This is a genomic window from Bosea sp. OAE506 (genome assembly GCF_040546595.1).
GTDB lineage: Bacteria > Pseudomonadota > Alphaproteobacteria > Rhizobiales > Beijerinckiaceae > Allobosea.
Genome location: NZ_JBEPOB010000001.1, coordinates 4,026,858 through 4,048,648, shown reverse-complemented (window position 1 = coordinate 4,048,648; position 21,791 = coordinate 4,026,858). Strand labels below are relative to the sequence as shown.

The window sequence follows — 21,791 nt, the reverse complement described above, 5'->3', positions numbered from 1 at the left end:
GCGACCGGGTGGCCCTGGCAACCTTCGGCCGCGCCCGTAGCGTTCCCGCAAGCCAGCGCGTGTGCCGGCGGGCATGACGTCTCCATCACAGGAGACCTCACATGACCCCGTCCACCGCTGCCGCACCCCGTTCCGGGGCAGGGCGCTTCACCGATCTCGCCCTTCTTCTCCTCCTCGCCACGCTCTGGGGCGGCTCCTACAGCTTCATCAAGGTTGGCGTGGAGACGATCCCGCCGGTGACGTTGATCGCGGCGCGCACGCTGCTGGCGGGGGCGATCCTGCTGGGGGTGATCCGCTGGCGCGGCCTGCGGCTGCCGCGCGATCGTGCGACCTGGCGGCTCTTCCTCGTCCAGGCCTGCCTCAACAGCGTCCTGCCCTTCACGCTGATCGCCTGGGCGGAGCGCAGCGTCGAGGCGGGGCTTGCGACCATCCTGAGCTCGACCAGCCCGATCTTCGTCGTGGTCCTCGGCCTGCTGGCGGGTACCGGCGAGCGGCTGTCGCCGATCAAGCTCGTCGGCATCGCCTCGGGCCTGGCGGGCACTCTGCTGATTGTCGGCAGCGAGGCGATGGCGGGGTTCGGAGCCGATCTCGCCGCCCAGCTCGCACTTGTCGCGGCCAGCCTCTGCTATGGCGGTGCGGCGCTGTTCGGGCGCCACTTCAAGGGGCTGGACCCGATCATGCCGGCCGCTGGCTCGCTCATTTGCGGGGCAGCGCTCCTGATCCCGCTCAGCCTCGCCGTCGACCGGCCTTGGACCTTGGCGCCCTCGCTCGCCTCGATCCAGGCGCTGCTCGCGCTCTCGGTCGTTTCGACCGCGCTCGCCTTCGTGATCTATTTCCGCCTGATCGCCCGGCTGGGCTCGGTCGCGACGACGTCGGTGGCCTATCTGCGGGTGCCCACCGGTGTGGTGATCGGCATGGTCTTCCTCGGCGAGAGCCTGGCGTCCACAGCCTGGGCCGGCCTCGTCCTGATTGTCGGCGGCGTTCTGGCGATGACATGGCCGGGTCGCCGCCGCGCCACAGCTTGAACCGACGGCAACAAAAAACCCGCGGCGCCCGCCGCGGGTTTTGTCTCGTCAGGCCCGGTGGAAGACGCTCATGCCCCCAGCGGGTTGAAGCGTGTCACGCCGCGGAAGAGGTTGCGCAGGAAGCTCTGCTCCTCGCCGCCGGTGGCGGTGGTGCGGCTGATGAAGTCGAAGATCACGCCGTCCTGCAGGCCGTAATTGGCGATGCGCTCGACCTTGAAGCCCTTATTGAAATAGATCACCAGCACCGTCTGGTCGACGACCGAGAGGTCTTGGAACTGGAAGCGCCGGCGCACGGTCTGACTGATGTAGTAGAAAGTGCGATTGCCGACGGTCGAGGTCGTCGAGGGCGTGCCGAGGATCGACAGCACCTGCTGCACGTCCATCCCGACCTTGACCTGCGCGATCAGCGCCTCGTCGGCGACGAAGCCGCGCTTGAACTCCTCGTTCATCCCCGCCGAGGTGGCGAGCTTGAAGCCGCCGGCATTGGGGCCGCAGGCGCCGAGCGCCAGGGACGTCGTCGCGAGGAGGCCGATGAGGGCGGTGCGGCGGGAGACGGCGATCATGGGGAGGGCATCCAGTGGCGCTGCGGCGATGGGCCGGGGCCCGAGCCGCTTGTCAAACGGGTGAGGGTTGGCGTAACGCCCGAGGATGGCTTTGGCAAGGCGAGGGACCTCTTCCGCGCCGCCGGCCAGGGATTGCAGCAGCATGTTCGGATGGTTTGGCAAGCGTGAGAGCAGGACGGCGCCGGTCGATGCGGTCTTCGCCCGCATCGCCGAGGCGTCGCGCCAGCCGGCGCTCTATCTCGTGGGCGGCGTGCCCGACAGCTTCGAGGGCCGCTTCGAATCGCTGACGCTGCATGTCTTTCTCGTCATGCGCCGCCTGCGCGAGCTGCCGGCGCCGGCGGATGATGTGGCGCAGGATCTGGTCGACGCGAATTTCGCCTATCTCGAGTTGGGCGTTCGCAATGGCGGCGTCAGCGACATCGCGGTGCCCAAGCGCATGAAGAAGATCGGCCAGATGTTCTACGGCCGGGTGCAGGCCTATGAGGCGGCGCTGGTTTCGCCGGAGCCGGCCGCGCTGGACGAGGCCTTGCAGCGCAATGCGAGCCCCGAGGCCAATGGGGCGGCCTATCTCGCCGCCTATGCAAGGCGCATCCAGGCGAAGCTGGCGGCGCTCGATCTCGACGGCATCCTGAACGAGCCCGGCCTGTTTCCGCTGCCGGCGGAGGAGACGGCCCGATGACAGACACTGCAGCCCCCCTGCCGCTGAGCCGCCCCGTCAAGGTGGATGAGATCAAGCTGCGCGGCACGCCCTTTTCGCTGAAGGCCGAAGCGCATGAGAAGGCCGGCATCGCGACGATGCTGGGCCTGCCCTCCGTCGAATCGCTCGAGGCGCGCTACATGCTGTCGCGCAGCGGCGAGCGCGTGAAGCTCGAGGGCACGATCAAGGCCGCCTTCCACCAGACCTGCACGGTGAGCCTCGACGATTTTCCGGTCGCGCTCGACGTGCCGCTGAAACTCGACTTCGCGCCGCAGGAGCCGGCCGAGCCGCGCCGCCGCGCCGCCGCCGATGACGCAGGCGAGATCGACATCGAGGTCAGGCTCAATGAGGACGATCCGCCCGAGCCCATCGTCGACGGCGTCATCGATCTCGGCGCGGTGACGCTCGAATTCCTGGCGCTGGCGCTCGATCCCTATCCCCGGAAGCCGGGCGCCGTCTTCGCCGAACCCGCGCCGGAAGAGCCGCCGGAATCGCCCTTCGCCAAGCTGGCGCGGCTCAAGAAGGACGACTGACGGCGCGTTCGCGTGCTCTGGCGGCTTGCGGCGGGCGCCCAAGTCGCTATTGTCCGGCCCGCATCGAGCCGCCCCGGACGGAAGGTCGGCCGCTCCTGGGATCAACCATCACTCCATGACACGACCGGTTACAATCGCGCTCGATGCGATGGGCGGAGACCATGGCCCTGCCATCGTCATCCCCGGCGCCGCGCTGACGCTGGAGCGTCGTCCCGATGCGCGTTTCGTCGTCTTCGGGGACGAAGGCGAGGTCCTGCCGCTGCTCGATCAGCATCCCAAGCTCAAGGCCGTGACCACCTTCCACCACACCGAGGTGTCAGTGAAGATGGATGACAAGCCAAGCCAGGCGCTGCGCTACGGCCGCTACAAATCCTCGATGTGGCGCGCCATCGACGCCACCAAGACCGGCGAGGCCGACGTCACCGTCTCGGCCGGCAACACCGGCGCGCTGATGGCGATGTCGAAATTCTGCCTGAAGTCGATGCCCGAAGTCGACCGCCCGGCGATCGCCTGCCTCTGGCCGACGGTGCGCGGCGAGAGCGTCGTGCTCGATGTGGGCGCCACCATCGGCGCCGATGCACGTCATCTCGTCGACCTCGCGGTGATGGGCGCTGCCATGGCGCGCGTCATCTTCGATCTCGACCGCCCCACCGTCGGTCTGCTGAACGTCGGCGTCGAGGAGATCAAGGGCGTTGAGGCGGTCAAGGAGGCCGGCCGCATCCTGCGCGAGCTGAACCTGCCGCATTTGAGCTATCACGGCTTCGTCGAGGGCGACGATCTCGGCAAGGGCACGGTCGACGTCGTCGTCACCGAGGGCTTCACCGGAAACATCGCGCTGAAGACGGCCGAGGGTACCGCTCGCCAGATCAGTTCCTATCTCAAGGCGGCGATGGGTCGCTCGCTGATGGCCAAGATCGGCTATCTCTTCGCGCGCGGCGCCTTCGCGGCACTGAAGGACAAGATGGATCCGCGCAAGGTCAATGGCGGCGTGTTCCTCGGCCTCGAGGGCATCGTCATCAAGAGCCATGGCGGGACCGACGCCGTCGGTTTCGCCAGCGCAACCGAGCTCGGCTACGAAATGGCGCGCGAGAACCTGATGTCCAAGGTCCGCGAAATGGTCGCGGCCTCCGCCCGCCAGGAGGCCACCGCCCAGCAGGAGGCCGCGGCACGGTCAGCCGCGGCCCATTGAGGAAACCGGTTTGTCGATTTTGCGTTCCCGGATCGTGGGCTGCGGTTCCTATCTGCCCGCGCGCATCGTCACCAATGCCGAACTGGCCCAGCGCGTCGACACTACCGACGAGTGGATCGTCCAGCGCACGGGCATTCGTCAGCGCCATGTCGCTGCCGAAAGCGAGACCACCTCGGTTCTCGGGCTGAAGGCCGCCCAGGCGGCGCTGGCCGATGCCGGCATGGAGCCAGCCGAGGTCGACCTGATCATCGTCGCGACCGCGACGCCCGATCACACCTTCCCGGCCACTGCGACGCAGATCCAGGCCGCGCTCGGCATTGCCGGCGGTGTCGCCTTCGATCTCCAGGCGGTCTGCTCCGGCTTCGTCTTCGCGCTCGCGACGGCGGACAAGTTTCTCAGCACCGGTGCGGCGCGGACCGCGCTCGTCATCGGAGCCGAGACCTTCTCGCGCATCCTCGACTGGGAGGACCGCACCACCTGCGTGCTCTTCGGCGACGGGGCGGGCGCGGTTGTGCTCAGGGCGGAACCGGGCGAGGGCACGCTGGCGGACCGCGGCGTGCTCGCGACGCATATCCGCTCGGACGGGCGCTACAAGGACAAGCTCTATGTCGATGGCGGGCCGGGCTCGACCAAGACGGTCGGCTTCCTGCGCATGGAGGGCAAGGAGGTCTTCCGCCATGCCGTGCAGAACCTCGCCGAGACCGTGCGCCACACCTTCGCGGAAACCGGCCTGAGCGGCGCGGACATCGACTGGTTCGTACCGCACCAGGCCAACCGCCGGATCATCGACGCGACGGCCGACAAGCTCGGCATCGGCCATGACCGGGTCGTCGTCACCGTCGACCGGCACGGCAACACCTCTGCCGCCTCGATCCCGCTGGCACTGGCCGAGGCGCATCGCGACGGTCGCATCCGCCCCGGCCAGCTCGTCCTGATCGAAGCCATGGGCGGCGGCTTCACCTGGGGGTCCGCCTTGATCCGGTGGTGACCCACGACAGCGGGAAAACTGTCATATTGTCCGGATTTTCTCGCTCTTTTCATTGAAATTCGGCTGCAGGGCGCTTCAGCGCCCGTTCGAGCATTGACCCGGCCTCAGGCTGCGCCTAGCGTTCATCGTCCGGAATGGCGAAAGGCAGGTGGCAGACCCGCCGGCCGAGATAACGCCTTGGAGGATATGGATGGCGGGGCACACGGTTACGCGGGCGGACCTCTGCGAGGCGGTGTATCAGAAGATCGGCCTCTCGCGGACGGAGTCGTCCAAGCTCGTCGAGGCCGTCCTCGATGAGATCTGCGACGCGGTTGCGCGCGGCGAGAACGTCAAGCTCTCCTCCTTCGGCTCCTTTGTCGTACGCGACAAGGGCGAGCGAATCGGGCGTAATCCCAAGACGGGCGTGGAAGTGCCGATCGAGCCGCGCCGGGTGATGGTGTTCAAGCCTTCGAATGTGATGAAGGCCCGGATCAACGGACAGACGAGCGAGAGCGAAGACGCGTGAGCCTGGAGTTCCACACCGGCGAGACAGAGGCCGACATGGACACCAAGAGCCCGGATGCCTTCCGTACCATCAGCGAAGTCGCTGAAGACCTCGATATTCCCCAGCATGTCTTGCGCTTCTGGGAAACGCGCTTTCCCCAGATCAAGCCGCTGAAACGCGGCGGCGGCCGGCGCTATTACCGCCCGGACGATGTCGCTCTCCTCAAGGGCATCCGCCGCCTGCTCTATGGCGAGGGCTACACGATCAAGGGCCTGCAGCGGATCCTGAAGGAGCAGGGGCCGCGCCATGTCCAGGCCATCGGCCGCGGCGCGCCGATCGGTCCGCCGCCGGCGGGTGCCGCCAAGGGGCGCGAGGGCGCCAGCGCTCAGCCGGCGCAGCCTGGCCGCGCGCCGGTGCCGCCGGGGCTCGACGACATCACCCTGCTGACCGCCGTTCTGGCCGAACTGGGCGAGTGCAAGCGCATCCTCGACCGCGCCCTGCAGCCGCCGCCGGAGCTCGCCTGACGCTGCCGGTTGAAAGCGCCAGGACCCTGTCCTAGATCGAAGGACGGGGACGACCCCGGCGCAACGTCGCCTGTTGGTCCGGCGTGGACGACCTCGCCATTTCGACGAGGAGCGCCGTCATGGCCTGGCTCTATCTCTTCATCGCGGGTCTGTTCGAGGTCGGCTGGGCGATCGGCCTGAAATACACGCAAGGATTTACCCGTCTCGTGCCGACCGTGCTGACGCTCGCCAGCATGGCGGTCAGCCTCGGGCTGCTCGGGCTGGCGCTCAAGAGTCTCCCGGTCGGCACCGCCTATGCGGTCTGGACCGGCATCGGCACGGTCGGTACGGCCATTCTGGGCATCGTCCTGCTCGGCGAGCCCGCCACCGCGCTGCGTCTGGCCTGCATCGGGCTGATCGTGGCGGGCATCGTCGGCCTCAAGCTCGTCGCCTGAGCCGGCGTCGTCATTGCCGCCGCCATTCGGCTGGCCAGTAGCCGCCGCGCTCGATCGCGACGATGAGCACGATCACCGCCAGCGTCACCACGATCGTTATCAGCTTGGCATTCCACGGAACGCCGCGGCCGATCAGCCAGATCAGCGCGAGGCCGATCATCAGGGGAACGAGCATTTCCATGGGCAAAGCTTAAAGGAAGCGCTGCTCGCGCGAAACCCGCTGCCGCACCGACGCGACCGGCCCGCCGGGCGGAACACATCCAGCGCGCGCACGTTCGTTGGGCAGGAGAGGCGCATCCCGCAGCGGGGGCGCCGCACAGCCTTCTTCCCGATCCGAACCCAGGAGACCGCCATGGGACTGTTTTCCAAGGACATCAAGACGATGGACGACCTCTTCGTCCATCAGCTCCAGGACATCTACTACGCCGAAAAGCAGATCCATAAGTCGCTGCCCAAGATGATCGAGAAGGCGACGGATCCGACCCTCAAGCAGGGCCTGACGGCGCATCGCACCGAGACCGAAGGCCATATCGCCCGCCTCGAGCAGGTCTTCAAGCAGCATGGCGCCGAGGTGAAGGCCGTCGACTGCCCCGCCATCGACGGCATCCTGAAGGAGGCCGACGAGGTCGTCGGCGAGGTCGCCGACAAGCAGGTGCTCGACGCCGCGATCATCGCCGCCGCGCAGGCGGTGGAGCATTACGAGATCACACGCTACGGCACGCTGACGGCCTGGGCCAAACAGCTCGGCCGCGAGGATTGCGCCGCCCTGCTGCAGCAGACCCTCGACGAGGAGCATGCCGCCGACGAGAAGCTGACCAAGCTCGCCGAGACCGGGATCAACCGCAAGGCGGCCTGATCCCGCCGAAGCCGAAGCATCGGATGAGCCCGCGACGAACCCCGTCGCGGGCTTTCTGTCAGGTCGGGTTGCCGGGGTCTCCGGGCGGCACCTTTGGTGGCTTCTCGCCGAAGCGGCCGCGTGCCCAATAGCCGGCCAGGGCGAGGCCGGGCGGGATCGACAGGAGCAGCAGCCAGGCCAGGCCGCTGAGTTCGCTGGTCGCGGTGCTCATTCGGCATCCGTCTGCGACGCAGCCGCGTCGGAGCGCGGCGACAGCGCGAGCTGCCCTTCGATCAGCGGCCTCATCCGGCCGAGCTCGCCGGCCATGAAATCGAGGAAGAGGCGCACCCGCGGCGAATGGCGCAGATCAGGATGGGTCAGCAGCCAGAGATCGGCGGCCAGCCCGTCGTCGGGCAGGGCGAGCCGCGTCAGCGCCGGCTTCCGGTCGGCGATGAAGCAGGGCAGGAAACCGATCCCGATGCCGGCCTCAACCGCTTCGGCCAGTCCCAGAACCGTGTTGACCTTGTAGACGATCCGCTCCGGCGCGACATGCTGCGCCAGATAGCGCACGGCCTTGAGCGCCGCGAAGGAATCGCCCAGCGACACCCAGCTGCGCTGCCAGAGGCTCTCCGTTGAGATCGCGTCCGTGCCTGCGAAATCGCTCGCGCGGCCGTAAAGCGCCCAGGCGATCCGCGCCGCTTTGCGGCCGACCAGAGTCTCGGGCGGATTGTCGGTCGCGCGGATGGCCACGTCGGCGTCGCGCTTCGACAGGTTCAGCGCCTGGTTGCTGAGAAGCACATCGAGCCGGATGTCGGGGCACTGCGCCAGAAAGCCGGCGAAGACCGGGGTCAGCAGGTCGACCAGCAGCGTGTCGTTGGTGGTGACGCGCAGATCGCCCGCGGGCTTGATTTCCTGGCCGGCGAGCCTGAGCGCGAAGGCGCTGATGTCGCTGTCGACGCGCTCGGCGAGCTGCGCCATCTCGTCGCCGGCCGGGGTGGCGACATAGCCGCTGCGATGGCGCTCGAACAGCTTCACGCCGAGCGCCTGCTCGATCTGGCCGAGGCGGCGGAACACCGTCGAGTGGTTGAGGCCGAGCGATGTGGCGGCGGCGGGAAGGGCGCGGCGGTCCGCGATCGCCTTGATCAGGCGGAAATCGTCCCAGGCGAGCGTTTGCGGGCCGGTCCGGGTGGGCGGCGTGCGGGCGACGGGGGCGGCGCCGGAGGGGGGCTTTGCTGAAGCGGGCATCGCCGCACTCTCCGATAGGACATCGCCGCCTTCAAGGCCGGGATGGCCCCGAAGGCGGCGAGGGGATGACGGCCTCAGGCGGTGGCGGGCGTGCCGCGCGCGGGCAGGCGGGCGGACTTCAGCGCCAGCGCGCCGTCGCCGAGCAGGCCATGGGCGAGGGCGGTGAGAGCCAGGAAGGCCGGATATTCCCAGCCGCCGTTGGGCGCGTTGAAGACCCAGCCATTGGGAGCGTGGACGAAGAGCGCGCCCAGCAGGATCGGCAGCAGCAGCAGCGAGACATAGCGGCCGTAGAAGCCGACGAGGATGGCGAGGCCGCCGACGAGCTCGGCCAGGATGATAGGCCAGGCGAGAAACGACGGCAGGCCGACCTGCCCGAGGAAGCCGGCGAAACCGGCCGGGGTGAAGACGGCGATTTTCAGATAGGCATGGGCGATGAACATCAAGCCGAGCGCGATGCGCAGGCCGAGCGCGGCATAGGGGGCGAGGCGAAGGTCGATCATGGGGGCAGTCTCCTGAAACGGGACCGGTCTGGTCTCGCCACAAGAGATCGCTCTCGCATCGGTGCAATGCAAATGACTTGATGCCAATGTTGACATTGCATCATAGCAATGGTTTCGCACTGGCCTTTCGGCGCCGTCGGTCCAATCTCATGGCCAACGGGGCGCCGCCCCGGTTCGAAAGGACCACCGCCATGCAGATCAACGGCATTCATCACGTCACGGCGATCGCCGGTCCGGCCCGCCGTAACCTGGATTTCTACGGCCGCGTGCTCGGCCTGCGCCTCGTCAAGAAGACCGTCAACTTCGACGATCCGGGCACCTATCACCTCTATTACGGCGACGCTGCCGCGGCGCCGGGTTCGATCCTGACCTTCTTCCCCTGGGAGCATGCGGCTCCGGGTCGCCTCGGCGTTGGCGAGACGCAGGAGACGGTGTTTCGCGTGCCGGAGGGGTCGATCGGCTACTGGGCCCATCGCCTCGTCGAGCACGGTGTGCCCCATGACGTGCCGGTGAAGCGCTTCGGCGAGACGGTGCTGGCCTTCCGCGATCCCGACGGGATGCGGCTGGCGGTCGTCGGCGTGCCCGGCATCGAAGCCGAACCCGCCTGGGGCGCCGGGGAGATCCCCGTCGAGCATGCGATCCGCGGTTTCCACGGCGTCAGCCTGCTCGTTGCGGATGCGGCCCCGACCGGGGCGATCCTGAGCGATGTCTTCGGCTTCCGGGAGATCGGTCGCGAGGAGACGCTGGTGCGCTACCGCGCTGATGGCGCACCGCTGGGGGATGTCGTCGACCTGCGCGTCGCCGGCGGCTTCCTGCCGGCGCGGCAGGGCGCGGGCTCGGTCCACCACATCGCCTTCCGTGCGGCCGACGACGCGGCGCAGGAGGAGATGGTTCGCAAGCTCGCGGAGAACCATGGCATCCGGACCACGGAGCAGAGGGACCGGAACTATTTCCGCTCCGTCTACTTCCGCGAGCCCGGCCATGTGCTCTTCGAGATCGCGACCGACGTGCCGGGCTTCGCCGTGGACGAGCCGGCCGACAGCCTCGGCCAGGCGCTGAAGCTGCCTCCGGGCCTGGAGACGCAGCGCGCCCGCATCGAGGCGGTGCTGCCGGCCCTCGCCTGATCGAAATCCCGCCCCGCCGCCCGGTGGGGCGGGGTCATGCTCCCGTTCCGAAAGGAGGATGTCCGATGGACACCGCCACGACCACCGACTTCATCCATATCCATGAACGCGGCGCTGACGCCGCGCGGGCGCCCCTGCTGCTGCTGCACGGCACCGGCGGCGACGAGCGTGACCTGCTCGGTCTCGGCCGGGCGGTGGCGCCCGGCGCGACCCTGCTGTCGCCGCGCGGCCAGGTGCTCGAAGGCGCCATGCCGCGCTTCTTCAAGCGCCTCTCAGAAGGCGTCTTCGACGAGGACGACCTGCGCCGGCGCACCCACGAGCTCGCGGATTTCGTCGAGACGGCGCGCGAGCGCTATGGCCTCGCCCAGCCCGTCGCGCTCGGCTTCTCGAACGGCGCCAACATCGCAGCCAGTCTTCTGCTGCTGCGGCCGAAGGTGCTCGCCGGGGCGGCTCTGCTGCGGGCGATGTCGCCCTTTGCGCAGCCGCCGCAGGCGGACCTCACCGGCAAGCGGGTGCTGATCCTGTCGGGGGCGATGGATCCGATCGTCCCGGCGGCTGATGTCGGGCGCCTGGCGCGGACGCTGTCGACCAACGGCGCGACGGTCGACCACCGCACGCTGGCCGCCGGCCACGGCCTGTCCCAGGCCGACATCAACCTGCTCGGCGGCTGGCTCGCTGTGGCCTGAGCCGCGAGCGCAACAAAAAAGGGCGGCGCCGGGCGCCGCCCTCCCTCGCTCAGGCCGAAGGCGCTGCGGCCTTGCGACGGGGCGTCTTCGGCGCGGCCGGTTCCGGCGGCGGCTCGGCCGCCTGCTTGGCCAGCCGCTGGGCGCGCAGCGCCTCGATCTTCTTGCGGGCGGCAGCCTCCTCGGCGGCGATGCGCCCGCTCGACTTCTGCTTCTCGCGCGGTGCTTCCTGCACGCTGTTCACATCGTGCCAGGCGCGCGGTCCCCGGTTGTCCCCTGCCATCGTTTTCATCCTTCTCTCGCACGCTGATGCCAGAGCTTACCTGCGATTGCGTCGGGATACGAGCCGCGTCGCAGGGTTTTGACGGGACAGGCGCAGAGGCGCACCCGGTCAGGCCAGCAGCGGCAGGGCGATCGCCATGGCGATGGTCAAAACCATCACCATCCGCAGCAGCACGGCCTTCTGGCCGGAGACCCGAAACGAAGCGGAACGCGGGGACGCAGGCATGGCGACAGGCTCCGGCGACGGCGGAGTCCTAACGTTTCGTCATCGCGAGAAGGTTGCAAGGGCGGGGCGGCCGCCAGCCTGTGGAGAACCCGGGAAGGTGGTGCCGACCGCGACGAGGGGGGCTGCGGATCGGCCTTCGGTGAAATGGTCGGAGCGAGAGGATTCGAACCTCCGACCCCTTGTCCCCCAGAGCGATGGGCCAAGGGCCGATTTCGATGATGGGCGCTGCGGTTAGGAGGCGCCCCCTGTCTTGCGTCGGGACTTTTGTCGGGGGTTCGTGTCGCGGTCAAGGGCCTCGCGCACGTCGTCGAGCGTGACATGGGCATAGAAGCGGGCGGTGGTGTCGATGTCGGCATGGCCGAGCAGGCGCTGCACCGCCTTCAGGTTCCCGGTCTGGCGCAGGAGGCGCGTCGCCCTGGTGTGGCGGGTGTCGTGGAAGCGCAGATCGAGCGAGAGCTTGCCTTTGACGTGCCGGCGCCACTGGCTCTTCATGTCCTCATAGGTGACGGGGTAGCGCTTGCCGCGGTCGCGCCCGTCGCGGGTGCGTCTGGCGACATAACAGAAGACGTGATCGGGGTGGTGCCCGCGGCAGCCGGCGAGGATGGCCTTCATCTCGCGGGTGAGCGGGATGGTGTGATCGCGGCTGCCCTTCTGCACCACCGTGATGGTGCCGGCCTCCCAGTCGATCTGGTCCCAGCGCAGGAAGCATTCGGCGAGCCGCAGGCCGCTCGCCAGGGCGAAGCGCCAGAGATCCCGATAGCCTTCGCGCAGGCGCTCGCCGATCGCGGATTCCTGCGCGCCCGCCTTGATCTCGCGGACCAGCTCGCCGCGCTCCTCGAGGCGGTGCGCCGGCCAGTCCGGCTGGTCCGGCAGGCTGAGCTTCCATTTGCGCCGGGCATGGGTGAAGAGCTTGCGCAGGAGATCGACGGTCGAGCGGTTGACGGTGGCCGGCGCCACCAGCGGCGCGGGGCTGCCGTCCTTCAATTTGATGCGGCCCTTGACGGTCTGGCCGCGGCGCCAGGCGACGAGCGTCGTGAGGTCGGGATCTGTGATCGTGTCGAGCCGCCGGGCGCCGCCGAAATAGCCGACGAGCCGGCCGATATCGGTGAAGGTGGTGGCGCTGTTGGCGTGGTGCTGGCCGGCCTCGTTCCAGTAGCGCTCGAAGGCGGCCTGCAGCGTCAGGGGCGCTTCGCCCCGGAAGGCTGCTGCTGCGGCGCGCTCGGCCGCGATCTCGCGCTTTGCCCGTTCGCGCTCGGCAACCTGGATCTGCTCGGCGGCGCGCTTGGTCGTGGCGGTCGTGCTGATGCAAAATCGACGGCCACCACATTGGAAGTCGACGACGTATTGCTCGCGGCCTTTCGGCTTGTAGACGGACATTCGGTCCTCCTCCGGCGCGCGATGAAGGCGGCGAGGTCGTCAGGATGGAACAGGCGCCGGGGCCTCTTCAAGCCCGCGCCTTTGAGGATGTAGGTCAGCTCCCCGGCTTGGACATAGGCGCGCAGCGTCTTGGCGGTGCAGTGAAGCGCCGCCATCGCCATGGCCGGGGTGAGGAGATCGTCGCGGGTCATGAGGGGTCGTCGTCGGCGTCAGGGATACGCGCGTTGATGCGATCCCATGCGGCGTCATACTCCGCCGCGGGCAACGCGGCCCTTATCGCGGCGAGCTGCTCACGGTGCTGGAGGCGGCGCCAGTGATAGTCGGCGTCGTTACGGCCCGATTTCGATAGCGCCTTATCCTCGCTCTCGTGCCACGCCTGCGCACGGGCCAGCGCCTCGCTGATCTCTCCGATCCTCTCATCTTGTGCGAGGGGCGTGGATTCAGCGGTGACGGCGGCGTCGTCTTGCTTCTCCTCGGCGCGTGATGCGTTGAAGACTTCGCGGGCGAACCGTGTGAAGAAATCCTGCACACCGCGCCAGTCCGCGCCAGAGATGATTGCGTGCCGCTCGCCGGTCTTCTTGTCGAGAAGCCGATAGGACGAGCCGCGGCCTTTTGTCTGGACCTCCCAGCCGCCCGGCAGCGGGATGTATTCCCGGCTGTGGTCATCGGGGTCGTGCTCAATTACGTCGCCCATGGCTCACCTCCTAGAACGGGATGTCATCGTCGAGACTGGCGCCGCCGGCCTGGGCGCGGCTGGCGCCGTCACGCGCCGCACCATAGTCGCCGCCGCTGTCGCGGTTGCGCACCGTGCCGTAGCTCTCCGGGTCCGGCGCCTCGCGCTCGGCCTTGTCGAGCAGGGTCAGCTCGCCGCGGAAACGCTGCAACACGACCTCGGTGGTGTATTTCTCGACGCCGGCCTGGTCGGTCCATTTGCGGGTCTGCAGCTGGCCCTCGAGATAGACCTTCGAGCCCTTCTTCAGGTAGCTCTCGGCGACCTTGGCCAGCCCCTCGTTGAAGATGACGACCTTGTGCCACTCGGTGCGCTCCTTCCGCTCGCCCGACTGCTTGTCGCGCCAGGTCTCGGAGGTGGCGAGGCGCAGCGAGGCGACCGGCTCGCCATTGCTGAGCCGGCGGATTTCGGGGTCGCGGCCGAGATGGCCGAGCAGGATGACCTTGTTGACGCTTCCGGCCATGATCTAGCGCTCCTTCAGTTTCGGCTCGCCATTGGTGCCGATGATGATCGTGTAGGACCGCGCGCCCTTCTCCGCCGCGCCTCTCCAGAGGCTGCTCAGCCCGAGTTCAGAGCTCGGCCCGAAGAATCGATCCGGCAGCCACGCGCTGACGAAGCGCTGGCGTGCGATAGCCTCGCCGCAGACCGTGATGCTGGCCTCGTCGACATTGCCGTCGGGATAGGTGACGAAGCTGATTTCGCATGACTGGGGCATGGTTCAGGCTCCGATCTGGCTGAACAGGTCCGTCGTCTCGGCCGGGCGCTTGCGGGCGCGCAGGAGAGGCTCGGCGATGCGGTGATTGCGCTCGGCGCGGATGACCTCGGCGGTCGCGCGGATGAAGGCCCGCTGCGCGGCATGGCGCCCGCGCTTCCACTGGGGCTGGGCCTGGGCGAGGCGAAAGGCGGCCTCCGCCTCGCGCCGCCGGCGGCGAAGGGTGGCGAGGTCAGCCATGGGACGCCTCCGCGTCTGCAGGCGTAGAGGCTCGGGACAAGCCCGCGCATGACGGGAAGCCGTCATGCGTCGCGCCGTCCAGAAGTCGGCTGGCCTTGGCCTTGCCGGTTCGGCCCATGACGTGAAAGCGCTCGCCGTGAAACCCCCGGCCGCCGGCGAGGTTGAGCCAGCGCGTCTGGTCGTTGTCGGCAAAACGATAGCTGTAGTCTTTGCGCCAATCCGGGTCGTCGCGCTCGCGGTCGACCAGCGGCGCCCAGGTGCCCCACTGTTTGAAGAAGAAGGCCGTTCCGGCGGCGGCGCATTGGTCGCGGATCGCGCGGGCCCAGTCCGGATGCATCGGCCGGGCGTTCGGGCCGCTCTCACCGCCGACGATGATCCAGTCGAGGCCTGCAGCGCATCGATCGTCGTGATGATGGTGCGGGAGGCGCGGGTCGCTCTCGTGAAGTATGCCGTGAATGACTTCGCCGGCTCGCCCGTCGTGGCGATGGGTGCCGTCGCAGCCCCGTTGGCCGCCCATCCATAGCGTGCCGCCAAGATTAGACCGAAAATCGATCGGCCCCAGCAGCGGCTCGGCGGAAACGCCGACCCAGGGGATCCCGTGCTTCGCCTTCAGCGCGAGCAGGCGCGGGATGTCGCGGTCGGCCTCGTCCTGGTTGCAGACGGTGACCAGCAGACCGGCGTGCTTCGGCCAGGTCGTGACGCCGATCGCGGCCAGGCGCTTCTCGACCACGCTGATGCGCTTGGTCACGATCTGGATGTCGAGCCGGTTGCACTGGACGATCTTGGCCCAGGCCTCGGCGAACCATTCGAGCGGCACCTCGGTATCGAAGAGGTCCGACATCGACTGGATGAAGACGCGGCGGGACAGCGGGATGCGCGGATCGGGTAGGCCGAAGGCCTTGGCGTTGCCGTTGGCACATTCGGCATCGGCGGCCCAGTCGGCATAGTCATTGTCGAGCCGGTTGAGCATGGCGGCGGCGCCCTTGATCTTGCGACGCGGGGCGCCGAGGCCCCAATGCTCGCCGCCGAAGCGGGCGGACCATGTCTCGGCGTAACAATGATCGCAGCCGGGCCCGACTTTCGTGCAGCCCCACCAGAAATTGACCGTGGCGTCGGTCCATTCGATTTTCGTCGTCTCGGCCATGTCGGGCTCCTTCCCGCAATGAGCGTCAGCGAATTGCGGGCTAGACTCGCATCGGCATCAGCACGATCAGCAGGGGGGCGTTGTCGCGGCTTTCGAAGATGGCGGGCGAGCCGGCGTCGGCGAGTTTCATGGCGACGGTGTCGCCGCCCAGCACGGTCAGAACGTCGAGCAGATAGCGGCTGTTGAAGCCGATCTCGACCGGCGGGCCGGCATAGTCGGGCGAGAGTTCCTCGGTCGCGGCGCCGCTGTCGGGGTTGCTCACCGAGAGGGTGAGGCCGGCATCGGAGAGGCTGAGCTTCACGGCGCGGCCGCGCTCGCTCGAGATCGTCGAGACGCGGTCGATCGCCTGGCGGAAGGCCTCCGCCTCCACCGTGGCGCGCTTGTCGTTCCCCGCCGGGATGACGCGCTGATAATCCGGGAAGGTGCCGTCGATCAGCTTCGAGGTGAGGGTGGTGGCGCCCGCGGTGATGCGGATCTTCGTCGCGGAGATCTCGACCGCGAGGTCGCCCTTGGCGTCCTTCGCCATGCGGGCGAGCTCGCCGACCGTCTTGCGGGGCACGATGATGCCGGGCATGCCGGCCGCGCCCTCGGGCGCCGCCATCTGCAGCCGGGCGAGGCGGTGTCCGTCTGTCGCCACCGCGCGCAGGACCGGGGCGCCATCGGCCTCGGTCGTGTGCAGGTGGATGCCGTTGAGATAGTAGCGCGTCTCCTCGGTCGAGATCGCGAACTGCGTGCTGGCGATCATCTCGGCGAGCGTCGCGGCCGCCATCTCGAAACGGTGCGAGAATTCGCCGGCTGTGATGTCGGGAAAGTCGCTCTCCGGCAGGCTGTGCAGCTGGAAGCGCGAGCGGCCGCTGCGGAGGATGACCTTCTCGCCCTCGGTGGCGAGCGTGATGTCGGCCCCGGCCGGCAGCTTGCCGACGATGTCGGTCAGCGTCTGGGCCGGCAGGGTGAGCGCGCCCTCGATCTCGGCTGTGCAGGGCAGGGTGGTGCGCGCCTCGATGTCGAGATCGGTCGCGCGCAGCGTCAGCACCTCGCCCTTCGCGGCCAGCAGGATGTTGGAGAGGATCGGAATCGTGTTCCGCCGCTCGACGATGCGCGAGAGCGCGGCCAGGGCCGGGGCGAGCGTGTCGCGGGAGATGGTGAGTTTCATGGCTGCGCCTCGCTGGTGTTCCCGTCATGCCCGGGCTTGACCCGGGCATCTCTGGGGAGGTTCGCTGGTTTCCGAGATGCTCGGGGCAGGCCCGAGCATCACGCGGAAGCCGAGGGGGTCTCAGGCCTCGGGGGAGCCTTCAAAGGTCGGGAGCGCCGTCTTCTGCTTGACCGTGTCGAGGTCGTTCTTGACCTGGTCGCGCAGCCAGAACTGCCAGCGATAGAGCTGGTAGAACCACATGATCGAGCCGCCCTGGATGCGGTAGCGCAGCCGGGCCGGGATGCGGACCGCGTCGCCATCGACGAAGGCCGGCACCGACACCATGAAGAGGCCGGGAATCTCGACCTTCTCGCCCTTGGTGTTGGTGTGCTCCTCGACGAATTCGACCGTGCGCTCGCCGGAGGAGAGCCGCTCCTGCCGCTTGACGCGCGCACCGACGAAGACCTCGAGGCTGCGCGAAAGTGCGATCAGGTCGTTCGGCGTGGCGAACTTCTCCTTGAAGAGCGCCTCGTATTCCGTGACCTCCGGGCCGAACGGTGCGGAAAGCTCGGCGGCATGCTCCTCGAGGAAGGCGGCAAACTCGGCCTGCTCCATCGCCTTGCCGTTCTTCTCGATCCAGACCTTGAATTCGTCGGTGACCGGGAAGGCATAGCGAATGCGGTGGTTGCCCCAGCGCGGGGTGCCGTCGAGGTCGTGATAGTCGATCACCGCCGTCAGCGCCGGCTCCGGCCATGCCGTTTTGGCGAAGACGACCGAACCGTCATCCTTGTGGCGATCGACGAGGTCGATGAAGCTCTGCAGCGTCGTGGTGCTTGCCGTGCCGAGGCGGCGTGCCGGTTCCTGGCGGTGCTTGTCGATCAGATCCTTGAGGGAGCTGATGGGGGCGGCGCCCTTGCGGCGATCGAGCAGCAGCGGCACACCCGCTGGCAGGCCGGCGCCGAGGCCTTCCGTCGGCACCTGGATGACCCCGACCGTCATGGCGTCCTGTGCCAGCTCGACGATGGCGCGCACGCCTTCGCCCTGGTCGGGGATGCCGCCGGCGCGGATCGGCTCGAAGACGGCGGCTTCGAGGGTGGCGGGCTCTGCCGCATACTTGCTGGCCATGAGAAGGTTCCTGTCGGTGAGAGGGGAAAGGTGGGTCAGACGGCTTCGCGTTCGCGCGGCGCCGTCGCGTCACGCGGGCCGGCAAACATGTCGATCTGGCTCGGGTGCTGGACCGACAGCGCGCCGTCGAGCGTCCAGAACGGCGTGTCGGAGAAGGCCTTTTCCTTCGGCGGCTTGCCGTTGACCTTGGGGCGGATATCGAGCCGGCCGGACTGGAAATTCAGCGTCAGCGTGATGTCGATCGACGCGGTGCCCTTCTCCTCGGGCAGGTTTTCGAGCGCGGTGATGCACTTCTCCAGCTCCTCGTCGAGGCGCTCGGCGAAGCGGCCGCGGCTGAGCAGGCCGAGGATCTCGGTGACACTGCGGATGGGACGTGCAGACATGGGCGTCAGGCCTCCGTGAGGGTTTTGGCTGGGGCGGGCTTGCGGCGGGCGGCGAAGCCCGGTGTCGGGGCGCGGGGTGCCGGCTGGGCCGCGAAGGTCTCGGGCAGGTAGCGGCGCAGTCGCTCGCGGTATTCGTCCGAGGCCTTGGGCCAGGGCCAGACGCTGATCCGGCCGGGCAGGCGCAGCGGCTGGGCGGCCTCGACGACCGGCGCCCAGGCTTGCGGACTGCGCACCAGCAGATGGGCGCGCTCGGTGGCCAGCATGCGGATGTCGAAGACCTTGACGATGGCGTGATGGGCGAAGCGCGCCCGCTCGATGCCTGCGGCCCGGTAGATCGCTTCGTCGAGCTTGAGCTTCATCAGCCGGATCGACTCGTCTATGCGTGTCCCGGCCTCCGGGCCATAGGTCGCTCCAGCTCGCGCGATCAGCGCTGCGACGATCGGCGTGGCGATGTCGCCGAGATAGGCCTCATGCGCGTCATGCAGCAGGAAGGCGGCTGCGGCTTCCTTGTCGCGCGTGGCGGCGAAGACGGCGTCGGCGCCGATGACGCAATGCTGCGCCACCGAATAAGGCCCGCCCGGCACATGGCCGGTGAAGCGGGCGAGCCGGGCGAGCGCATCCGGCACGTCGACCGCGAAATCGACCTGCCGCCAATCGGGGTTCAGCAGATCGAAGGCGCGGCCGGAGGCGGTCTGGAGCCATGTCATAGCGGTCTCCCGCGGCGCAGGATGCGCTCGATGTCGGTCCAGAAGTCGCCATGCAGCTTCGCCAGCAGGCTCTCGGCGCGAAACCGAATGTCGGGCGGGCAGCAGGCGCAGGCGAGGATCGCGTTCATCAACTCGATGAGCGATTGGCGCTGGGTCGGGCTCATGACCGCGCCTCCGCGTCATGCTCGGGCTTGCCCCGAGCATCTCGGGCCGCGTGGGGCTCCAGCGCCTTCGTGTCCTGAGATTCTCGGGTCTGCGCTTCGCTGCGCCCGAAAATGACGTTGGCCCCGGCCTGCATCGCCTGGATGCGGGCGCTGCGCTCGGCGAGGCCGCGCAGGGTGGCGAGGCTGTCGTCGACCTGCTCGAAGACGCGGATCAGCAGCGCCATCTCGGCGCGCATCGTGGCGAGGTGGACCTCGCTGCGGGCCAGCGCATCCGGTCGCTGCAGGGCGCCCGACAAGGCCGAGGCGCGCATCAGGAAGTCGCCGGTGCGGTGGCAGAGCAGCGTAGCGGCGGCGATCGTCTCCGCCGGGAGCGGATCATTCGCGGCGACGAGGGGCGGCCACTTCGTGCATCGAACCGCCGGACCATAACGAAACGCCTTCTCGGCGTCCGTGAAGCGATGGGAGTTTGCGAGCAGCAAGGTCGCCGCCTCGAGTTCGTGACCGAGCGGGCCCATCACAGCGCCCCCGTGGCATGGCCGGCCCAGAGGGCGAGGCTGGCGACGAAGACGGTGACGGCGGCCGCCGAGGCGGCGATCTGGGCGGCGCTGTCGCGGCGGACGATGGCGCCGCGGGCGCCTTTCACCGCGTTCTGCGCCTTGTAGGTCGCGAAGGCGATGGTGGCATGCGCCTCGACCTGCCGGATGTGCCAGCCGAGGCGGAGGAGGTTGTGCTCGGTGACGACCGCGTCCTCGGTGCGCTCGCGCACCTCTCGGCCGATGTCCTCGATCATCCGCTCGCGGATGGCGGCGGGGGTGACCATCTGCACCCGGTCGACGGGCCAGATATAGCCGTCCTGGACGGCAATGCGGGCTTCGCTTTCGGCGCGGCCGGCGGGATAGGTGGGCTGCGGATGCAAGGCGGCCTCCATCGGGTTGATGGAGGCAGAATTACACCGGTATTTTTACACCGTCAATAGGGGCGGTGTATTTTTGCCCTCAATCCGCGTCGGGGCTAGCGCCGCGTCTTGCCGAGTCGGGCAAACTCGACCTGAGGGGCAACGAGCACCGTGCGCTTGAACATGCCGCCCGGCATGTCGGTCCGATGTTCGGTGTAGTTGAAGCGGACGCGCACTCGGCACTTTGCAGTATCGGCCTCCTTCGAGGTCTCGCAGTTTTCGCGGAGGTAGGCCACGTCGGCAGGATCGCCCAGCGGCGCGCGCCCGAAAAGGGTCATCGAGTCGTTGGTCAGGATCCTCAGATCGTTGTCGGCCACCCAATAGACCCTGACCGATGCGAATTCGATATCGCGATTGACCCACTTGTCGGGGGTGTTCTTCACATCAGCCGGATCGATGCGCTTGAAAGTCCGGGCTGAGAACGGAGCAGGCGCGACCGCCGCAGGCGGCTTGGCAGCGGGTGGGAGGGGCTCGATCGTCGCGTTGACCTTCGGCTTCTCGTTCGGGTTGAGATCCAGCAGCCGCCGCATCTCGTTCGTCACGATCCGGTCATAGCAGGCCAGGCGCGCCTCATCGGCCTCGAGCATCGTCGCGCATTCGGTGACATCGACGGCGTGCGCCGGGGCGGCGCAGAGCAGGGCGAGGACCAACAACGGGTGTCGAAAAGCGGCCATGACTGTCTCCTGTTGAACAACGCGGATCATATGCCGAGAAGATCGTTTAGCGTGAGAACCTTGTGGCAGGTCTCGACATAGCGCCGATCAAATTCGATCAGGGCCGGCGGGTTGAATTGCTCGACGATGAGCTTCTCGCCTGTGCGTTTCACCAGTTTCTTGATCCAGGCCTCGGTCGGCCCGTCCTCGCTGTAGCGCGCGACCAGAACGATCGTGTCGCCAATCTGGCAGGGACGGTGCGGGTGGATGATGCGCAGCTCGCCATGCGGGTGCGCCGGATACATCGATTCGCCTTCGACATAGATGCCATAGGCATCCTTGACGTTGCGCAGCACCTCCGGCCGCAGGACATAGTCGATAACGCCACCTTCCAACCTAAACGCCCCCTTGCCCAGGCTGCCCGCCGCCGTCCCCATCACCGGCAGATTGCGCCCGCCTGCCGCCATCGTTCCTGCGGGGATGCGGATGTCGGAGACGCGGACATTCGACTTCGGCGCTTCCGTCATGGTCGGCGGGGGTGGTGGCGGGCCGTCTCCGTTGAGCAGCCAATCGACGTTGGTCTCGAGGGTTTGGGCCAGCTTCTCCAGAGTGTCGGCACGCGGGTGCAGGCTGCGGCCGCTCAGGATATTCTTGATCATGTCCTTGCTGGCGCCGTCGCTCGCCTTGATCGACGCGGCGTAGGCGCTGAGGTTCATCTCGGCCAGGCGCTGGCGGATACGGTCGGCGAGGGGCGATGTCATGATGTGAGAATACACCGCCGATGCCTTGTCGGCTTGGCGGTATCGATGCCTTGACAGCGGTGTAAGAATACCCCTAGTGTCCGGGGTATGGACTTCACCGACCAGCTCCTGCTGCTTGCCGAGCGCTACCGGGCCGCCACCGAGGCCCCGGTCGGCCGCGTCTCGCTGCACGCCCTCGGCGACCGGCGCCTGCTGCCCGGTCTGATCGATGGAGCGCTGACCGTCACGCTGCGCCGCGCCGACCGCGCCCTGCAGTGGTTCTCCGATCACTGGCCCGACTCCGCCGCCTGGCCGGAGGGCGTGCCGCGTCCCCCTTCCTCCCTCCCTTCGGTTCCGGACAGTCGGGCTTCCCAGCCCAACACCGACCACCCCCGTG

32 protein-coding genes are annotated in these 21,791 nt (G+C 68.2%); 11 read left to right on the top strand and 21 right to left on the bottom strand.

Annotation, left to right across the window (positions count from 1 at the left end; translation table 11 throughout):
* Positions 1-101 precede the first annotated feature (101 nt).
* Positions 102-1,025 (top strand): DMT family transporter, encoded by a 924-nt coding sequence (locus ABIE41_RS19715; RefSeq protein ID WP_192641942.1) that lies wholly within the window; start codon positions 102-104, stop codon positions 1,023-1,025.
* 68 nt (positions 1,026-1,093) lie between these two features.
* Here ABIE41_RS19715 and ABIE41_RS19710 read toward each other — a convergent pair whose 3' ends face one another.
* Positions 1,094-1,588, bottom strand: coding sequence for an outer membrane protein assembly factor BamE (locus tag ABIE41_RS19710; protein ID WP_354192886.1), 495 nt, complete (start codon positions 1,586-1,588; stop codon positions 1,094-1,096).
* Between the two features lie 142 nt (positions 1,589-1,730).
* Between ABIE41_RS19710 and ABIE41_RS19705 the strand changes: the two genes are divergently transcribed.
* The 7 genes from ABIE41_RS19705 (at position 1,731) to sugE (ending at position 6,437) form a co-directional block, all read left to right on the top strand.
* Entirely contained in the window at positions 1,731-2,267 is a 537-nt protein-coding gene (locus tag ABIE41_RS19705; protein ID WP_192641941.1) for a ubiquinol-cytochrome C chaperone family protein, read from the top strand.
* The gene (locus ABIE41_RS19700; RefSeq protein WP_192641940.1) at positions 2,264-2,818 is read left to right on the top strand and encodes a YceD family protein; all 555 of its coding nucleotides are present in this window, start codon (positions 2,264-2,266) and stop codon (positions 2,816-2,818) included. Before ABIE41_RS19705 ends, ABIE41_RS19700 begins: the two co-directional genes overlap by 4 nt.
* Before the next feature lie 115 nt (positions 2,819-2,933).
* Entirely contained in the window at positions 2,934-4,007 is a 1,074-nt protein-coding gene (gene plsX, locus ABIE41_RS19695; RefSeq protein WP_192641939.1) for a phosphate acyltransferase PlsX, read from the top strand.
* A 10-nt stretch (positions 4,008-4,017) separates the two neighbouring features.
* The gene (locus ABIE41_RS19690; protein ID WP_354192883.1) at positions 4,018-4,995 is read left to right on the top strand and encodes a beta-ketoacyl-ACP synthase III; all 978 of its coding nucleotides are present in this window, start codon (positions 4,018-4,020) and stop codon (positions 4,993-4,995) included.
* A 190-nt stretch (positions 4,996-5,185) separates the two neighbouring features.
* A complete protein-coding gene (locus ABIE41_RS19685) occupies positions 5,186-5,500 on the top strand; it encodes an integration host factor subunit alpha (protein ID WP_066735618.1) in 315 nt (104 codons plus the stop codon).
* A gap of 35 nt (positions 5,501-5,535) precedes the next feature.
* Positions 5,536-6,003, top strand: coding sequence for a MerR family transcriptional regulator (locus ABIE41_RS19680; RefSeq protein ID WP_192642880.1), 468 nt, complete (start codon positions 5,536-5,538; stop codon positions 6,001-6,003).
* Between the two features lie 119 nt (positions 6,004-6,122).
* The gene (gene sugE / locus ABIE41_RS19675; RefSeq protein WP_066735621.1) at positions 6,123-6,437 is read left to right on the top strand and encodes a quaternary ammonium compound efflux SMR transporter SugE; all 315 of its coding nucleotides are present in this window, start codon (positions 6,123-6,125) and stop codon (positions 6,435-6,437) included.
* A gap of 10 nt (positions 6,438-6,447) precedes the next feature.
* On the opposite strand, the gene ABIE41_RS19670 is transcribed toward sugE, so the two are convergent.
* Positions 6,448-6,597, bottom strand: a complete 150-nt coding sequence (locus tag ABIE41_RS19670) for a hypothetical protein (protein WP_192641938.1) — start codon at positions 6,595-6,597, stop codon at positions 6,448-6,450.
* Between the two features lie 192 nt (positions 6,598-6,789).
* Between ABIE41_RS19670 and ABIE41_RS19665 the strand changes: the two genes are divergently transcribed.
* The gene (locus ABIE41_RS19665) at positions 6,790-7,293 is read left to right on the top strand and encodes a YciE/YciF ferroxidase family protein (RefSeq protein ID WP_192641937.1); all 504 of its coding nucleotides are present in this window, start codon (positions 6,790-6,792) and stop codon (positions 7,291-7,293) included.
* A 58-nt stretch (positions 7,294-7,351) separates the two neighbouring features.
* Here ABIE41_RS19665 and ABIE41_RS19660 read toward each other — a convergent pair whose 3' ends face one another.
* From ABIE41_RS19660 to ABIE41_RS19650, 3 genes are all read right to left on the bottom strand, one after another.
* Positions 7,352-7,504: a hypothetical protein gene (locus ABIE41_RS19660; protein ID WP_192641936.1), complete on the bottom strand. Its 153-nt coding sequence runs from the start codon at positions 7,502-7,504 to the stop codon at positions 7,352-7,354.
* On the bottom strand, positions 7,501-8,517 hold the full coding sequence (locus ABIE41_RS19655; RefSeq protein ID WP_192641935.1) for a LysR family transcriptional regulator: 1,017 nt from the start codon (positions 8,515-8,517) through the stop codon (positions 7,501-7,503). Before ABIE41_RS19655 ends, ABIE41_RS19660 begins: the two co-directional genes overlap by 4 nt.
* A 74-nt stretch (positions 8,518-8,591) precedes the next feature.
* Positions 8,592-9,017 (bottom strand): DoxX family protein, encoded by a 426-nt coding sequence (locus ABIE41_RS19650; protein ID WP_192641934.1) that lies wholly within the window; start codon positions 9,015-9,017, stop codon positions 8,592-8,594.
* Positions 9,018-9,208: 191 nt separating this feature from the next.
* On the opposite strand from ABIE41_RS19650, the gene ABIE41_RS19645 reads away from it, so the two are divergent.
* Both ABIE41_RS19645 and ABIE41_RS19640 read left to right on the top strand, forming a co-directional pair.
* Complete coding sequence (locus ABIE41_RS19645) at positions 9,209-10,141, top strand: ring-cleaving dioxygenase (RefSeq protein ID WP_192641933.1); 933 nt, start codon at positions 9,209-9,211, stop codon at positions 10,139-10,141.
* Between the two features lie 65 nt (positions 10,142-10,206).
* On the top strand, positions 10,207-10,827 hold the full coding sequence (locus ABIE41_RS19640) for an alpha/beta hydrolase (protein ID WP_192641932.1): 621 nt from the start codon (positions 10,207-10,209) through the stop codon (positions 10,825-10,827).
* 49 nt (positions 10,828-10,876) lie between these two features.
* Here the strand turns inward: ABIE41_RS19640 and ABIE41_RS19635 are convergent, their stop codons facing one another.
* The 16 genes from ABIE41_RS19635 to ABIE41_RS19555 form a co-directional block, all read right to left on the bottom strand.
* Positions 10,877-11,107, bottom strand: a complete 231-nt coding sequence (locus tag ABIE41_RS19635) for a hypothetical protein (protein WP_192641931.1) — start codon at positions 11,105-11,107, stop codon at positions 10,877-10,879.
* A gap of 456 nt (positions 11,108-11,563) precedes the next feature.
* Positions 11,564-12,709 (bottom strand): tyrosine-type recombinase/integrase, encoded by a 1,146-nt coding sequence (locus ABIE41_RS19630; RefSeq protein WP_192641930.1) that lies wholly within the window; start codon positions 12,707-12,709, stop codon positions 11,564-11,566.
* 187 nt (positions 12,710-12,896) lie between these two features.
* The gene (locus ABIE41_RS19620) at positions 12,897-13,403 is read right to left on the bottom strand and encodes a hypothetical protein (protein WP_192641929.1); all 507 of its coding nucleotides are present in this window, start codon (positions 13,401-13,403) and stop codon (positions 12,897-12,899) included.
* A 10-nt stretch (positions 13,404-13,413) separates the two neighbouring features.
* Positions 13,414-13,902 carry a single-stranded DNA-binding protein gene (gene ssb / locus ABIE41_RS19615; RefSeq protein WP_192641928.1) on the bottom strand — a complete coding sequence of 163 codons (489 nt, stop codon included), beginning with the start codon at positions 13,900-13,902 and terminating at the stop codon, positions 13,414-13,416.
* 3 nt (positions 13,903-13,905) lie between these two features.
* Positions 13,906-14,154 carry a hypothetical protein gene (locus ABIE41_RS19610; protein ID WP_192641927.1) on the bottom strand — a complete coding sequence of 83 codons (249 nt, stop codon included), beginning with the start codon at positions 14,152-14,154 and terminating at the stop codon, positions 13,906-13,908.
* Positions 14,155-14,157: 3 nt separating this feature from the next.
* A complete protein-coding gene (locus ABIE41_RS19605) occupies positions 14,158-14,391 on the bottom strand; it encodes a hypothetical protein (RefSeq protein WP_192641926.1) in 234 nt (77 codons plus the stop codon).
* A complete protein-coding gene (locus ABIE41_RS19600; RefSeq protein WP_192641925.1) occupies positions 14,384-15,535 on the bottom strand; it encodes a DUF5131 family protein in 1,152 nt (383 codons plus the stop codon). Before ABIE41_RS19600 ends, ABIE41_RS19605 begins: the two co-directional genes overlap by 8 nt.
* Positions 15,536-15,575: 40 nt before the next feature.
* Positions 15,576-16,688: a DNA polymerase III subunit beta gene (gene dnaN, locus ABIE41_RS19595; RefSeq protein WP_192641924.1), complete on the bottom strand. Its 1,113-nt coding sequence runs from the start codon at positions 16,686-16,688 to the stop codon at positions 15,576-15,578.
* 120 nt (positions 16,689-16,808) lie between these two features.
* Entirely contained in the window at positions 16,809-17,792 is a 984-nt protein-coding gene (locus ABIE41_RS19590; protein ID WP_192641923.1) for a DUF2303 family protein, read from the bottom strand.
* Positions 17,793-17,827: 35 nt separating this feature from the next.
* Positions 17,828-18,175, bottom strand: coding sequence for a hypothetical protein (locus ABIE41_RS19585; protein ID WP_192641922.1), 348 nt, complete (start codon positions 18,173-18,175; stop codon positions 17,828-17,830).
* Between the two features lie 5 nt (positions 18,176-18,180).
* On the bottom strand, positions 18,181-18,882 hold the full coding sequence (locus ABIE41_RS19580) for a hypothetical protein (protein ID WP_192641921.1): 702 nt from the start codon (positions 18,880-18,882) through the stop codon (positions 18,181-18,183).
* The gene (locus ABIE41_RS19575; RefSeq protein ID WP_192641920.1) at positions 18,879-19,046 is read right to left on the bottom strand and encodes a hypothetical protein; all 168 of its coding nucleotides are present in this window, start codon (positions 19,044-19,046) and stop codon (positions 18,879-18,881) included. Before ABIE41_RS19575 ends, ABIE41_RS19580 begins: the two co-directional genes overlap by 4 nt.
* Positions 19,043-19,561: a hypothetical protein gene (locus ABIE41_RS19570; protein WP_192641919.1), complete on the bottom strand. Its 519-nt coding sequence runs from the start codon at positions 19,559-19,561 to the stop codon at positions 19,043-19,045. Before ABIE41_RS19570 ends, ABIE41_RS19575 begins: the two co-directional genes overlap by 4 nt.
* The gene (locus ABIE41_RS19565) at positions 19,561-19,962 is read right to left on the bottom strand and encodes a hypothetical protein (RefSeq protein WP_192641918.1); all 402 of its coding nucleotides are present in this window, start codon (positions 19,960-19,962) and stop codon (positions 19,561-19,563) included. Before ABIE41_RS19565 ends, ABIE41_RS19570 begins: the two co-directional genes overlap by 1 nt.
* 95 nt (positions 19,963-20,057) lie before the next feature.
* A complete protein-coding gene (locus ABIE41_RS19560; RefSeq protein WP_192641917.1) occupies positions 20,058-20,675 on the bottom strand; it encodes a hypothetical protein in 618 nt (205 codons plus the stop codon).
* 26 nt (positions 20,676-20,701) lie between these two features.
* Entirely contained in the window at positions 20,702-21,685 is a 984-nt protein-coding gene (locus tag ABIE41_RS19555) for an XRE family transcriptional regulator (protein ID WP_192641916.1), read from the bottom strand.
* Positions 21,686-21,791 lie beyond the last annotated feature (106 nt).

What these genes read in the sequence shown, in the direction of transcription:
- ABIE41_RS19715 (WP_192641942.1), top strand. Translation starts at nt 102, where the DNA reads ATGACCCCGTCCACCGCTGCCGCACCCCGTTCCGGGGCAGGGCGCTTC.
- ABIE41_RS19710 (WP_354192886.1), bottom strand. Translation starts at nt 1,588, where the DNA reads ATGATCGCCGTCTCCCGCCGCACCGCCCTCATCGGCCTCCTCGCGACG.
- ABIE41_RS19705 (WP_192641941.1), top strand. Translation starts at nt 1,731, where the DNA reads ATGTTCGGATGGTTTGGCAAGCGTGAGAGCAGGACGGCGCCGGTCGAT.
- ABIE41_RS19700 (WP_192641940.1), top strand. Translation starts at nt 2,264, where the DNA reads ATGACAGACACTGCAGCCCCCCTGCCGCTGAGCCGCCCCGTCAAGGTG.
- plsX (WP_192641939.1), top strand. Translation starts at nt 2,934, where the DNA reads ATGACACGACCGGTTACAATCGCGCTCGATGCGATGGGCGGAGACCAT.
- ABIE41_RS19685 (WP_066735618.1), top strand. Translation starts at nt 5,186, where the DNA reads ATGGCGGGGCACACGGTTACGCGGGCGGACCTCTGCGAGGCGGTGTAT.
- ABIE41_RS19680 (WP_192642880.1), top strand. Translation starts at nt 5,536, where the DNA reads ATGGACACCAAGAGCCCGGATGCCTTCCGTACCATCAGCGAAGTCGCT.
- sugE (WP_066735621.1), top strand. Translation starts at nt 6,123, where the DNA reads ATGGCCTGGCTCTATCTCTTCATCGCGGGTCTGTTCGAGGTCGGCTGG.
- ABIE41_RS19670 (WP_192641938.1), bottom strand. Translation starts at nt 6,597, where the DNA reads ATGATCGGCCTCGCGCTGATCTGGCTGATCGGCCGCGGCGTTCCGTGG.
- ABIE41_RS19665 (WP_192641937.1), top strand. Translation starts at nt 6,790, where the DNA reads ATGGGACTGTTTTCCAAGGACATCAAGACGATGGACGACCTCTTCGTC.
- ABIE41_RS19660 (WP_192641936.1), bottom strand. Translation starts at nt 7,504, where the DNA reads ATGAGCACCGCGACCAGCGAACTCAGCGGCCTGGCCTGGCTGCTGCTC.
- ABIE41_RS19655 (WP_192641935.1), bottom strand. Translation starts at nt 8,517, where the DNA reads ATGCCCGCTTCAGCAAAGCCCCCCTCCGGCGCCGCCCCCGTCGCCCGC.
- ABIE41_RS19650 (WP_192641934.1), bottom strand. Translation starts at nt 9,017, where the DNA reads ATGATCGACCTTCGCCTCGCCCCCTATGCCGCGCTCGGCCTGCGCATC.
- ABIE41_RS19645 (WP_192641933.1), top strand. Translation starts at nt 9,209, where the DNA reads ATGCAGATCAACGGCATTCATCACGTCACGGCGATCGCCGGTCCGGCC.
- ABIE41_RS19640 (WP_192641932.1), top strand. Translation starts at nt 10,207, where the DNA reads ATGGACACCGCCACGACCACCGACTTCATCCATATCCATGAACGCGGC.
- ABIE41_RS19635 (WP_192641931.1), bottom strand. Translation starts at nt 11,107, where the DNA reads ATGGCAGGGGACAACCGGGGACCGCGCGCCTGGCACGATGTGAACAGC.
- ABIE41_RS19630 (WP_192641930.1), bottom strand. Translation starts at nt 12,709, where the DNA reads ATGTCCGTCTACAAGCCGAAAGGCCGCGAGCAATACGTCGTCGACTTC.
- ABIE41_RS19620 (WP_192641929.1), bottom strand. Translation starts at nt 13,403, where the DNA reads ATGGGCGACGTAATTGAGCACGACCCCGATGACCACAGCCGGGAATAC.
- ssb (WP_192641928.1), bottom strand. Translation starts at nt 13,902, where the DNA reads ATGGCCGGAAGCGTCAACAAGGTCATCCTGCTCGGCCATCTCGGCCGC.
- ABIE41_RS19610 (WP_192641927.1), bottom strand. Translation starts at nt 14,154, where the DNA reads ATGCCCCAGTCATGCGAAATCAGCTTCGTCACCTATCCCGACGGCAAT.
- ABIE41_RS19605 (WP_192641926.1), bottom strand. Translation starts at nt 14,391, where the DNA reads ATGGCTGACCTCGCCACCCTTCGCCGCCGGCGGCGCGAGGCGGAGGCC.
- ABIE41_RS19600 (WP_192641925.1), bottom strand. Translation starts at nt 15,535, where the DNA reads ATGGCCGAGACGACGAAAATCGAATGGACCGACGCCACGGTCAATTTC.
- dnaN (WP_192641924.1), bottom strand. Translation starts at nt 16,688, where the DNA reads ATGAAACTCACCATCTCCCGCGACACGCTCGCCCCGGCCCTGGCCGCG.
- ABIE41_RS19590 (WP_192641923.1), bottom strand. Translation starts at nt 17,792, where the DNA reads ATGGCCAGCAAGTATGCGGCAGAGCCCGCCACCCTCGAAGCCGCCGTC.
- ABIE41_RS19585 (WP_192641922.1), bottom strand. Translation starts at nt 18,175, where the DNA reads ATGTCTGCACGTCCCATCCGCAGTGTCACCGAGATCCTCGGCCTGCTC.
- ABIE41_RS19580 (WP_192641921.1), bottom strand. Translation starts at nt 18,882, where the DNA reads ATGACATGGCTCCAGACCGCCTCCGGCCGCGCCTTCGATCTGCTGAAC.
- ABIE41_RS19575 (WP_192641920.1), bottom strand. Translation starts at nt 19,046, where the DNA reads ATGAGCCCGACCCAGCGCCAATCGCTCATCGAGTTGATGAACGCGATC.
- ABIE41_RS19570 (WP_192641919.1), bottom strand. Translation starts at nt 19,561, where the DNA reads ATGGGCCCGCTCGGTCACGAACTCGAGGCGGCGACCTTGCTGCTCGCA.
- ABIE41_RS19560 (WP_192641917.1), bottom strand. Translation starts at nt 20,675, where the DNA reads ATGGCCGCTTTTCGACACCCGTTGTTGGTCCTCGCCCTGCTCTGCGCC.